11 protein-coding genes and 2 pseudogenes are annotated in these 11656 nt (G+C 66.0%); 7 read left to right on the top strand and 6 right to left on the bottom strand.

Annotated elements, in window-relative coordinates; translation table 11 throughout:
• Positions 1-203: 203 nt before the first annotated feature.
• The 3 genes from ACZ6DT_RS22650 (at position 204) to ACZ6DT_RS22640 (ending at position 3577) form a co-directional block, all read left to right on the top strand.
• Positions 204-1487, top strand: coding sequence for an MFS transporter (locus ACZ6DT_RS22650; protein WP_465598514.1), 1284 nt, complete (start codon positions 204-206; stop codon positions 1485-1487).
• Positions 1488-1510: 23 nt separating this feature from the next.
• Positions 1511-2095: a DUF3558 domain-containing protein gene (locus ACZ6DT_RS22645; protein ID WP_465598511.1), complete on the top strand. Its 585-nt coding sequence runs from the start codon at positions 1511-1513 to the stop codon at positions 2093-2095.
• A gap of 96 nt (positions 2096-2191) precedes the next feature.
• Positions 2192-3577, top strand: coding sequence for an APC family permease (locus ACZ6DT_RS22640; RefSeq protein ID WP_465598508.1), 1386 nt, complete (start codon positions 2192-2194; stop codon positions 3575-3577).
• Positions 3578-3586: 9 nt separating this feature from the next.
• On the opposite strand, the gene ACZ6DT_RS22635 is transcribed toward ACZ6DT_RS22640, so the two are convergent.
• From ACZ6DT_RS22635 to ACZ6DT_RS22615, 5 genes and pseudogenes are all read right to left on the bottom strand, one after another.
• Entirely contained in the window at positions 3587-4411 is an 825-nt protein-coding gene (locus tag ACZ6DT_RS22635) for an MBL fold metallo-hydrolase (RefSeq protein ID WP_465598505.1), read from the bottom strand.
• Complete coding sequence (locus ACZ6DT_RS22630; protein ID WP_465598502.1) at positions 4408-5238, bottom strand: MBL fold metallo-hydrolase; 831 nt, start codon at positions 5236-5238, stop codon at positions 4408-4410. Before ACZ6DT_RS22630 ends, ACZ6DT_RS22635 begins: the two co-directional genes overlap by 4 nt.
• Complete coding sequence (locus tag ACZ6DT_RS22625; protein ID WP_465598499.1) at positions 5238-5801, bottom strand: TetR/AcrR family transcriptional regulator; 564 nt, start codon at positions 5799-5801, stop codon at positions 5238-5240. Before ACZ6DT_RS22625 ends, ACZ6DT_RS22630 begins: the two co-directional genes overlap by 1 nt.
• 174 nt (positions 5802-5975) lie before the next feature.
• A complete protein-coding gene (locus tag ACZ6DT_RS22620) occupies positions 5976-6197 on the bottom strand; it encodes a hypothetical protein (protein WP_465598672.1) in 222 nt (73 codons plus the stop codon).
• A gap of 5 nt (positions 6198-6202) precedes the next feature.
• A pseudogene (locus ACZ6DT_RS22615) lies at positions 6203-6638 on the bottom strand (AMP-binding protein); the annotation flags it as partial.
• A 73-nt stretch (positions 6639-6711) separates the two neighbouring features.
• Between ACZ6DT_RS22615 and ACZ6DT_RS22610 the strand changes: the two are divergent.
• The 4 genes and pseudogenes from ACZ6DT_RS22610 to ACZ6DT_RS22595 all read left to right on the top strand — a co-directional run bounded on the left by ACZ6DT_RS22610 (position 6712) and on the right by ACZ6DT_RS22595 (position 10439).
• Positions 6712-7617 (top strand): aldose 1-epimerase family protein, encoded by a 906-nt coding sequence (locus tag ACZ6DT_RS22610; protein WP_465598496.1) that lies wholly within the window; start codon positions 6712-6714, stop codon positions 7615-7617.
• 2 nt (positions 7618-7619) lie between these two features.
• Positions 7620-8111, top strand: a complete 492-nt coding sequence (locus ACZ6DT_RS22605; RefSeq protein WP_465598658.1) for a GNAT family N-acetyltransferase — start codon at positions 7620-7622, stop codon at positions 8109-8111.
• 11 nt (positions 8112-8122) lie between these two features.
• Positions 8123-8641 (top strand): annotated as a pseudogene (locus tag ACZ6DT_RS22600) (amidohydrolase); the annotation flags it as partial.
• Between the two features lie 31 nt (positions 8642-8672).
• Positions 8673-10439, top strand: a complete 1767-nt coding sequence (locus ACZ6DT_RS22595; RefSeq protein WP_465598493.1) for a recombinase family protein — start codon at positions 8673-8675, stop codon at positions 10437-10439.
• On the opposite strand, the gene ACZ6DT_RS22590 is transcribed toward ACZ6DT_RS22595, so the two are convergent.
• Positions 10396-11529 carry a hypothetical protein gene (locus ACZ6DT_RS22590; protein WP_465598490.1) on the bottom strand — a complete coding sequence of 378 codons (1134 nt, stop codon included), beginning with the start codon at positions 11527-11529 and terminating at the stop codon, positions 10396-10398. The genes ACZ6DT_RS22595 and ACZ6DT_RS22590 overlap by 44 nt on opposite strands.
• Between the last annotated feature and the right edge of the window lie 127 nt (positions 11530-11656).

The following is an 11656-nucleotide window of genomic DNA, read 5'->3' as shown; positions in this document are numbered from 1 at the left end:
AGGGGGGGGGTACGAGTGGGGGTGGGGGGGGGGGTTTGGGTTGCGGGTTGGGTGGGGGGGTGTGACGAAACCCCTTTGGGGGCCCGCGGGCGTCGCGAAAGTGGCTTCCCCGACATTCCCACGGCGGCGGCCCGGCCTTCAGTGCCCGCGGGTGAAGTAAATCGCGCGCGAAGGGTTAGTTAGCGCGGCTAAGCTGTCGGGTTGTGAGTGACGACGTGGGGGTTGACCACCGCAAAGGTGTCCGCAAGCTGTTCGGCTCGATCGTCGTCGACACCCGGCCGCTCAAGATCCCCGCGTTCCGCCGCCTCTGGCTGTCCACCGCGGTCACCGCCGTCGGCAGCCAGCTCACCGCCGTCGCGGTCCCCAAACAGGTCTTCGACCTCACCGGCTCGTCGGCGTACGTCGGGCTGACCGGCCTGGTCGCCCTGGTCCCGCTGCTCGTCTTCGGTCTCTGGGGCGGCGCCATCGCGGACGCCGTCGACCGCCGCAAACTCCTGCTCGTCACCAACGTCGGCGTCACCGTCACTTCGGCGGTCCTGTGGCTCCAGGCGTTCCTGAACCTCGGCTCCGTCTGGCTCGTCATGGGGTTGCTCGCGGCCAACCAGGCGTTCTTCGCGATCAACATGCCGACCCGCGGCGCCGTCGTCGCCCGGCTGGTGCCGGACAAGCTGATCGCGCCCGCGACCGCGCTGAGCAGCACGATGGCCACCTTCGGCGCGGTCTTCGGCCCGCTGCTGGCCGGTTCGCTGATCCCGGTCCTCGGCCTTTCGACGCTCTACCTGATCGACGTCATCGCACTGACCCTGACCCTCATCGCGGTCTGGAAGCTGCCCCCGATACCGCCGCTCGGCGAGATCGCGCGCCGCGCCGGGATCCGCGACATCATCGACGGTTTCAAGTACCTCGCGAAGCAGAAGATCCTGCTGGCCTCCTTCCTCGTCGACATCATCGCGATGGTCGCGGGCATGCCGCGCGCGCTGATCCCGGAGATGGCCGAGCGCACCTTCGGCGATCCGCCCGGCGGTGGTCCGGCGCTGGGCTGGCTCTACGCCGCGCTTCCGGCGGGCGCGATGCTGATCGGTCTCTTCTCCGGCTGGCTGACGAGGATCCGCAAGCAAGGCGTCGGCGTGATCGTCTCCATCTGCGTCTGGGGCGCCGCCATCGTCGGCTTCGGCCTCGCGCAGTCGCTGTGGCTCGCGGTCTTCTTCATGGCGCTCGCCGGGGCCGCCGACATGGTCAGCGCGATCTACCGGATGTCGATCCTGCAGCTCGCCACCACCGACGAGATGCGCGGACGGCTCCAGGGCGTGTTCACCGTCGTCGTCGCGGGCGGCCCGCGGATCGCCGACCTCACCCACGGCTGGGCCGCCGCCGGCGTCGGCACCGCCGCCGCGGCGTCCGGCGGCGGGGTGCTGGTCATCGTGCTGGTCATCGGCGCGGCGTTCCTGATCCCGTCGTTCTGGCGATACCGGGCCCCGGCGGACTGAGTCACTCGGTCTATCGTCGGGCCATGCGTATTTCACGGGCGATCGCCGGATTCGCCGCTGTCATCGCGACCCTTTCCGCCTGTTCGTCCGGGGACCAGAAGGCGGACGACGCGGCCAAGCCGTCGAGCCAGGCCCCCGCTCCCTCCGCCGCGCCGAGTTCTTCGGCCGCTCCCACCGGCGGCGACGGATCGAAGGAGCCGTGCGCGCTGCTGCCCGCCGAGGCGGTCGGCAAGGCGATCTCCGTCCAGGGCGTGACGTCGGCGCCGGGGCCGGTGCAGGACAACGCCGCCAACGGCGGCAAGGCCAAGAGCTGCGTCTACTCGGCCGAAGGCAAGCAGATCGGCGCGCTCGCGGTGACCCGCTTCGAAGGTAAGAAGCTCAAGCCCGCCGAGATGGTCGCCGCGCTCAAGAAGGCGAAGGCGGGTGCGAAGGACGTCGCCGGTGTCGGCGAGGGCGCTCTCTACTACGTCGACGAGAACAAGACCGCGACGCTGGCGGCCGCCGAGCTCGTGGGCGACGTGCCCGTGCTGGTCAACTACACCGGCCCGGCGAAGATGACGCAGGAAATGATGACCCCGCTCGTGAAAACCGCGGTCGACGCCAACTGACCGATCTACCCGAACGCGTGCTTCGTCAACCCGTGACGAAGAACTGACCAAACCGGACTGTCGGGCCCCCGACGTGATACGGCACACTCTTGCCGCATGGCGGACACGACGACAACAGAACAGACCGGTCCGGCCGGTCAGCCGAGCCTCAAACGGGTCATGGGTTCCAAGCTCCTGCTGTTCTTCGTGGTGGGGGACATCATCGGGACGGGCGTCTACGCGCTCACCGGACAGGTCGCCGGCCGGGTGGGCGGCGCGCTGTGGCTGCCGTTCCTGATCGCGTTCGTGGTCGCGATCATGACCGCGTTCAGCTACCTGGAACTGGTCGGCAAGTACCCGCAGGCGGCGGGTGCGGCGCTCTACACGCACAAGGCGTTCAAGATCCGCTTCCTCACCTTCATGGTGGCGTTCGCGGTGATGTGCTCGGGGATCACGTCGGCTTCGTCGGCGGCGAAGGCCTTCGGTGACACCTACCTCAAGGAATTCATCACCGCGCCGATGCCGCTGGTGGCGATCCTGTTCGTGATCGGGCTCGCGCTGATCAACTTCCGCGGGGTCTCCGAATCGGTGAAGACCAACGTGGTGCTGACCTGTATCGAGATCGGCGGCCTGCTGATCATCATCGGGGTCGGCGTGTGGGCGGTGCTGAACGGCAACGGGGACGCGTCGCGGCTGGTCGAATTCGACACCGAGAACCAGACGATGCTGGTGGCGATCACCTCGGCGACGTCGCTGGCGTTCTTCGCGATGGTCGGCTTCGAGGACTCGGTGAACATGGCCGAGGAGTGCAAGGACCCGATCCGGATCTTCCCGAAGGCGATGCTGTGGGGCATGGTCATCGCCGCGACCATCTACATCATGGTCTCCGTGACCTCGTCGCTGCTGGTGCCCGCGGACGAACTGGAGGCGGCCAAGAGCAGCGCGCTGCTGAAGGTGCTCGACGTCGGCGCTCCCGGTTTCCCCCGTGAGATCTTCTCCGCGATCGGTCTCTTCGCGGTGATCAACTCGGCGTTGATCAACATGCTGATGGCGAGCCGTCTCCTCTACGGCATGGCGAACCAGCGGATCATCCCGAAGCAGCTGGGTACGGTGCACCCGTTCCGCCGCAGCCCGTGGGTGGCGATCGTGTTCACCAGTGTCATCGCCATCGGTCTTGTGTCCTTTGTGGACATCAGTGTGCTCGGCGGTACGACGGCGTTGCTCCTGCTGGCGGTGTTCGCCATCGTCAACGTCGCGGTCCTGGTACTGCGCAAGGAGAAGTCGGCGCACAAGCATTTCCGCGCGCCGACGATCATCCCGGTGCTGGCCGCGATCTTCTGTCTCTACCTGGTGACGCCGTTGTCCGGGCGGCCCGCGCGCGACTACAAGGTCGCCGCGATCCTGCTCGGCGTCGGCATCGTGCTGTGGGGGATCAACTGGCTCGTCATGCGGGCCACGCACAAGGAAGAGGACCGGCGGCCCGTCGAGCCGCCGGTCGGCTGACCACTCCTGTCAACGACTGAGCGCCTGGTATTCCACCGGGCTGTGGGCCGAGAACACGGTGACCTCGTCGGCGTGTTCTCGGCCCAGCTCCCGCAGCCGCTCGACGTTCTCCAGCCGCGGTTTGCGCAGGGTCTGCACCAGGTTCTGGAACGCGGTCATCCCCGGCGGGCAGTGCGGTTTCACCGGATCCATCTGACCGTGGAAGAAGTACGCGTCGCCCGCGTGCAGCAGCCAGCCGTCGCCGGTGTCGACCGCCACCCCGGTGTGGCCCTTGGTGTGTCCCGCGAGCGGCACCAGCAGGATCTCCGGGGGCAGGCCCTTGAGCTCACGGACGGCCTGGAAGCCGAACCATTCGTCCCCGGCCTCGTCGTAATGGCTCCACAAGGGACGGTGGGCGAACTGGTTGGCGCGGAAACGGAACTTCTCGCTCTGACTGGACGGTGACGTCGCCGCGTCGTGCTCCGCGGTGCGGACGTGCACGACGGCGTTCGGGAAATCCGCGAGCCCGCCCGCGTGGTCGACGTCGAGGTGGGTGCAGATGATGTGCCGCACGTCCTCCGGCCGGTGCCCGAGCGCCTCGACGTGGTGGGCCGCCGTCTCCGTCTCGACCGGCTTCGCGCCGACCATCATCGTGAACGGCGTGCCGAGCCACGCGCCGGGATTCGCGACCCCCTCGCGGCCGAAACCGGTGTCCACCAGCACGAGACCGTCGCCGGTCTCGATGAGCAGACAGTGCGCCACCAGCTTCGAGCGGCGCAGCAGACCGGGCTGGCCGTCGAGCAGCCTGCCTCCCGGTGCGCGCATCGTGCCGCAGTTCAGGTGGTGCACCTTCATAACCTGCTCCTCTGGCTGAGCCGTTCGAATGCGGTGGCGTCGTGCGCGGCGAAGACCGTCACTTCGGCACCGTTGTTACCGACAAGTTCGCGCAGTCGGCGCTGGTTGTCCAGTCGGGCCGTCTTCTCCGTCTGCATGTACGACTCGAAGAAGCCGAGCGCGAAGGGGATGTGCGGGTTTCGCTCCAGTTCGCCGCCGTGGAAGACGGCGTCACCGGCGTTGAGGAGCCAGCCGTCGCCGGTGTCGACCGCGACGCCGGCGTGCCCGCGGGTGTGCCCGGCCAGGGGGATGAGCAGGACGTCCGGGACCCCTTCGAGTTCGCGGACGGCGTCGAACCCGAACCACGGCTCGCCGTCGGCGCGGTACGACTTCCAGTCCGGGCCGTGGCTGAACTGGACCTTCCGGTAGCGGCTCGCCTCCTTGCGGTCGATCGGCTTCTCCAGCGCCTGGAGTTCACGCGCGTGGACGTGGACCCGTGCCTGAGGGAAGTCGACGAGCCCGCCCGCGTGGTCGAGGTCGAGGTGGGTGAGCACGATGTCGCGCACGTCGGCCGGGTCGAAGCCGAGTTTGCGGATCTGGGTGGTGGCGCTCAGGTCGTCGTCGCTGTCCGGGTGGACGAGCCGCACGAAACCGGCGCCGAGCCATTCGGCGGGCCTGCTGACGGCCGGTGTGCCGACGCCGGTTTCGACGAGCACGAGCCCGGTGCCGGTCTCCAGCAGAAGGCAATGGCAGATCAGTTCCGCCCGGCGGAACAGCCCCGGCCTGCCGTCGACGAGTTTGCCGCCGATCGGCCGCATGGTCCCGCAGTTGAGGTGGTGGACGCGCATCAGGACAACTCCCGTTCGAGTGTGGTGGCCAGATGAGGGGCGATCGCGCGCAGCGGCGCGGTGTCGTGCAAGGTCTTGGCCAGCAGCAAACCGCCCTCGATGGCGGCGAGGACGACGGTCGCCAGCTGGTCCGCCTTGTCGGTGTCCAGCGCGTCGGCGATGACGGTGTGCCAGGAGGTGTAGCCGTCGGCGCAGGCCTGGCGGATCACCTCGCTGTCACCCGACGCGTCGAGCGCGACCGTCGCGAGTGGGCAACCGCGCTGGAAATCCGACTCCTCCAGTGAGGTCGCCAGCGCGTCGATGATGTTTTCGATCCCGGTCACGATGTCGGGCGCGTTCGCGGCGATCGTGCGCAACCGATCGCACAGGCGATCCGCGGACTGGCGGATGGCCTCCGCGGCCAGCTGCTCCTTGCCGCCGGGGAAGTGGAAGTACAGCGATCCCTTGGGCGCGCCGACGGCGGTGACGAGCTGGTTGAGCCCGGTGGCGTGGTAACCCTGCTGGTGGAAGAGCTCGGCGGCGGAGTCGAGCATGCGCTGCCTGGTGTCGGTGCGGCGGACCATGCGGCCGACTGTAGCTCAAACTATGACGACCGGTCTAGTAAGTAGGGATCGGCCGTGAACTGCCGGTCGACGTCCGGTCGGTCGAGCATCGGAAAAACGTGGTGAAGCCGCCGGCCGGCCGCTCTCCGCCCGGAGTTCTATGTGGACGCCGCCCGGTTCGACGAACTCGCGCGATCACGTCGACTGCGGCTGGACAGCGCGGAACCCAACGCGGTGATTCGTGTTCCTGCCCTGTCCGGTGTTCTGCGTCCGCCGGGACCAGGCGGCCTCGCGATCCCGGCGGCTGTCGCGGCGGACCTGCTCGACGCCGGAGATGAGCGCTCTGTCCTCGCGGCGCGAGGACTTCTCATTCGGTTGGGCGAGGCCCATGATCTCGGCTGAGGAGAGATCCGCCACGCGGGCAGCTGGACGAGGTCATCGTCGGTGACCCGGATTCCTCATGCGGGGCAACGGTTTCGTCCAATGTCCAAGCGATTACGTCCAGTGTGGACATATGCTCGACGCCGACGTGTCCGGCCGGCGCGGGTCGACGAAGGCGACGGCGGGTTCGGACTGCGTGAGCAGGTACTCGCGTTCCTCGCCGCGCGCGTTGAAGTTCACCGGCACGTGCACCAGCTCTGCCCGCGCACAACCGAGGTACAGCACCAGGTACGCGTCGGAGTTCTTGCCGAAGGCCGCGACACGGTCGCCGTGGCCGAGCCCGCGGTCGAGCAGCTTCGCGGCGCCCCGGCCCGCCGCGCGGTCGAGTTCCGCGTAGGTCCACACGCGATCGGCGAACGTGAGAGCGACCCGGCCCAGGACGCGGCCGACGGTGCTGGGGTAGCCGGGAACGGTCATCGCGGCGGTCTCCTTCGTCCGGGCGTGGCAAGGCCAGACTGCTTTCCCGGCGGCCGCCGGTAACCTCGTCCGCATGGCCAATCCCACCGGAGAGCAGTTCGAGATCACCCGCGGCAACGCGCGCGCCGTCGTCACCGAGATCGGTGCCGGGTTGCGCGCGTTCGAGGTCGGCGGGGTGCCGTACGTCGAGGCGTTCGCCAAGGACGAGAAGCCGCCGAAGGGGGCCGGGCAGGTGCTGCTGCCCTGGCCGAACCGCACCAAGGGCGGCCAGTGGACGCACCAGGGGGAGAAGCAGCAACTCGCGATCACCGAGGAGGCGCGCGGCAACGCGATCCACGGCCTGACCCGGCACGAAGAGTGGGAACTCCTCGAGCACGCGGAGTCGTCGATCACCCTGGCCATCGACGTACCGGCGCGGGAAGGCTGGCCGGTGCCGCTGCGCGCGACGATCACCTACGAGATCTCGCCGCGCGAGCTGGTCGTGACGCACGAGATCCGCAACGAGGGCGAGAGCCCGATCGGCGTCGGGCTCGGCACGCACCCCTACTTCCGCATCGGCGACGTGCCCACCGACGAGCTGACCCTGACGCTGCCCGCGAGCCGGGTCCGGCCGTACCTCGGCGACGAGCAGATGCCGTACGCCGACGAACAAGACGTCGAGGGGACCGAATACGACTTCCGGTCCGGCAAGGTGCTCGAAGGCGTCGACCTGGACACGGCGTTCGGCGGGCTGAGCGTGGCCGAGGACGGCAACCATCACCACGTCCTCTCGCACGGGGATCGGGAGCTGCTGATTTGGACCGGGCCGGACTTCCGCTGGGCACAGGTGTTCACGCCGGACGACCTGGTCGGCCGCGGCCGGGCGGTGGCGATCGAGCCGATGACCTGCCCCGCCGACGCGCTCAACACCGGCACCGACCTGATCGACCTGGAGCCCGCCACTTCGTGGACCGGCAGCTGGGGAATCCGGGTGCGCTGACGATGTCACCGCGGTCTCTGCTCCGGCTGGGCCCCGTCGACGCGGGCGAAGTGCTCACGCTGCAGCGCGCGGCGTACGTCCCGGAGGCGAGGGAGCACGAGAACCTCGCCCTGCCGCCACTGCTGGAGACGTTCGAGCAGACCAAGGAGGCATTGAGCGATCCCGCGTGTTTCGCCTGGGGCAGCAGGGAATCCGGGCGATTGGTGGCGAGTGTCCGGATCGTCGTGGACGGTGAGGCCGGTCTCGTGGGCAGGCTCATCGTGGCCCCGGACCGGCAGGGGCGCGGGCTCGGCAGCTCGTTGCTGCTCGCCGCCGAAGCGGCCGCGCCGCCTTCGGTGACCGTGTTCCGCCTGTTCACCGGCGAGCGGAGCGCCGGTCCGTTGCGGATGTACCGGAAGCTCGGCTACGTCGAAACGCACCGGACGCCCGAGAAGCACTACGAGCTGGTCCACTTTGAAAAGCCCCGCGTGCGTCCGGACGGCCCAGTTCGTTAGCGTGTCAAAGTATGTCGAACAAAGCACAGGTCAAGGCCATCGTCGGTGGCTACGTCGTCCCGGTCGACGGTGATCCGATCGACGGCGGCACGGTCCTCATCGAGAACGGGAAGATCGCCGCGGTCGCCGCGGTCGCCGACGTCGACGTCCCCGACGACGCCGAACTGATCGACGCCGCGGGTAGCTGGGTGCTGCCCGGGTTCATCGACGCGCACGCCCACCTCGGTGTCCACGAGGACGGCGAGGGCTGGTCGGGCAACGACACCAACGAGATGACCGACCCCAACGGGGCGCGGTTCCGGGCGATCGACGGGATCGATCCGTACGAGCCCGGCTTCGACGACGCGCTCGCGGGCGGCGTCACCAGCGTCGTCATCAAGCCCGGCTCGGGGAACCCCATCGGAGGGCAGACGATCGGCGTCAAGACCTGGGGCCGGACCGTGCTGGACATGATCTTCGCCGAGGGCGTCAGCGTGAAGAGCGCGCTCGGCGAGAACCCGAAGCGCGTCTACGGGGACAAGAACTTGACGCTAGCACATTCACACGCTCAAGCTTGACCCCATGACGGCCACAACACGCCAGGTCAGAGCCCTAGTCTCCTCGCGCGTCTCTCGCCTGCGTGATGACGCTACCTCCCCAGAGACGCAAACCATCAACGGTGAGGACAAGGCACGCGCCCTAGGCGCTACAGAGATCCACTTCGCGGAAGACCTGGACATCTCCGCGTTCAAGGTGAGCCCATGGTTGCGGCCTGATCTTGGATCGTGGCTTCGACGGCCGGATGATCTAGACATCCTCATCGTGAGAAACATCGACAGGTTGTGCCGGAACCTCGGAGACCTGATCAAGATCATTGAGTGGGGCGAGGAGAACGACGTTCGAATCGTCTTCCTCGAACAGGAACTTGACCTTTCGTCCCCGTACGGGAAGTTCACCGCGTATATCCTTGGTGCCGTCGCGCAGTTGCAGCCTGAGATCACGCAGAACCAAATCAAAGAGGCTCGCTCGTACATGCTCACGGTGGCGCGTTGGCCCGCAGGGCGTCCGCTGTACGGCTACCGCAAGTGCCCGCATTCGAGCGGTATTGGGTTCGCACTAGAAGCTGATGACGAACCTTTCACGCCTGGTGGTAGCGAGTCGCCTGCATCGATCGTGCGGGAAATCGTGGAGCGCCTTAAGCGTGAATCACGCTCGTCCATCGCAACGGACTTGAACGCGCGCGGCATTCCATCACCGAAGGGCTACCTGCGGTTGCAACGTGGCGAACCTGAACACAAGAAATTGGTGAGTGGTCGCGGAGAGAAGCCCGTGTATGAGGATGACGTGGCGATTTGGTACCCCTCCACGATTCACGACATTGTTCTAGGCGCGGACGGCGAGGGGTACGCCATCAGGTCAATCGTCACGCGTGTCACGGAATGGGCGACACTTGAAGGCAAACGCAACCCCATGGCAAAAGGTCGCAAGGTACCCACGAAGTGGGCTGTAGAACTCAACGACGAAGGAATCCCGCTTCGTTACGCAGAACACCCGCTCGTCACGGACGCTGAATGGGCGTTGGCGAAAGTGGCGATTGAAGTACGACGCCTGTCAGGCAGCAAGGAACGCACGGACAATTCCGCGCTTGTGGGGATCCTGAAGTGTGCTGAGTGCGGTCACACGATGTACCGAACAGCGCGACCACGCAAAGACAAGTCTGTAAGGGCGCACTATCAGTGCATGTCCAAGCGATTAAAGAACACGGGATGCGTGGGAAGTACTGCGGAAGAGAACGAAGCGATTGAGCTTGTGCGCTCCACGTGGATGCTTGAGATGCGCGACAAGCCCGTGATGGTGCTACGTGAGACTGTCGCCCAAAACTTTCAATCGCAGATTGAGGAAGAGGAAGTGCGCCTAGGGCGTTTGATGGGTGAGCTTGAATCAGGAGAGTACGACACCGCACCTGCGTTAAAGGCAAAGTTCAGGCAGCGTGTAGCAGCGATCAGTGAGCGAATTGAAAAGTTCAAGGCGCTGCCCACCGTGGAAGCTGAAAGCAGCCTGCACCCGATGGGATATACCTACGGTGAGCTTTACGAAGAGATTTACGGCGAGGATGTACCTAGCAGTGATTTGGACTTGAGCCCGCTCAGGGATCGCGGTGTTAAATTCTATGTCTCAGGGAAGCACGTGGATGGACCCTTGAGTACACGTATCACGTGGGATGTGAACGAATGGGACACGGCATTGAAACCTGCCCGCACGCACAAGGTTGATTCATGGGACGAGATCAGGGAAATGACAGGGCTTACGCGAGAGCCTGAACACGTCGCGCAGTCTGACGAATCCTAAGCGGTTGGTTTGAGAGATCAGAGGGCATTAGCGAGATGGCATCATTAGCGGCGCGTGATGCCTCTCGTCTATCCCCCAGCGCTGAAAGGGCTAGCGCACGGTTCGCCACGTAGTACCACCCTTGTGACCAATTGCCCGCACCATCGGGGATATGAGACGTGAGATGGTCGGCGAGACGTAGCGCTTCTAACGCGTCGTTCCTCTCACCATTCATACCTAAGATCTCCGCACGCTGATAATTGAGATAGACACGAATCCCCACGTTCGTCCTCTCGTCCCTTGCTGCGGCTTCTGTCTGCGACGCTGCGGCTGTGAGGTTCCCGCGTCGAACGTTCCTATACGCGCTGAAACTCAACGCTGTACTTAGGCGCATCGCGTCATCGGCTTCAACAGCGAGGAATGCCGCACGTTCGAGGTGATGACGTGAGTCTGAGAAGTGATCGAGGGAAAGCGTGAGCCAACCTAGGTAATTTTCGAGGTTCGCCAACAGGGACACGGCACGCTTCCTCACCTTGCCCTGAGCTTCGTCGGCCAGGCGCTCAGCAAGGGCCGTCTGAGACAGGACCGTTGGAAGTACCTCCGCAGGGCCTGTGACGTCCTCAAGCCGACGAACGGATGCCAAGACACCCGCAACGGCCTTCAAGCTCGCAGCATCCGTGTGCGTGACACCTGAGACGGCCTGTGAGACGCGCTGAGCCTCACTGCCAGGCGCGAACCCTAGGTCAGCTTCCGAACGGTCGAGGATGGCGCACAGGGCACCACGCATGGGCTTGCCTGGCCTGTGGACGCTGCCACGTTCGAGCTTTCCAAGATGATTGCCGTCGAACGCTGAGAGTCGCCCACGTGCGTCGTGCTTCGTGATCCAGTCCCTGACCAGGGCAGCCAGCTCGTCGCGGCCCATGGACGTACCGGGGTAAAGGCGCGACGGCATGGCCGCACGTGCCCGTGTCAGCCGATCGTTCGAGGTCACAGGCTCAAGATACCAAGCTTCCCCAACCTTCCCCTCATCTTCCCTGCTCACAGCGTTACATCCGATGAACGCTTTGCGCATGCTCCCAATACCGAACCCGTGGGGACCGCTGATCAGCATCGGTGTGTTGATCGTGCTGCCCCTCGCCGTCCTGATCGTTCCGGCCGTCCGTGATCGCATGGCAGAGAGGAGGTCACGTTATGGCGTTGGCATTCGTCCGAATTCGTCGCGGCATCGTTGGTGAGTT

Source organism: Amycolatopsis sp. NPDC041971, assembly GCF_055588925.1.
This window is presented reverse-complemented; position numbering and strand designations above follow the sequence as displayed.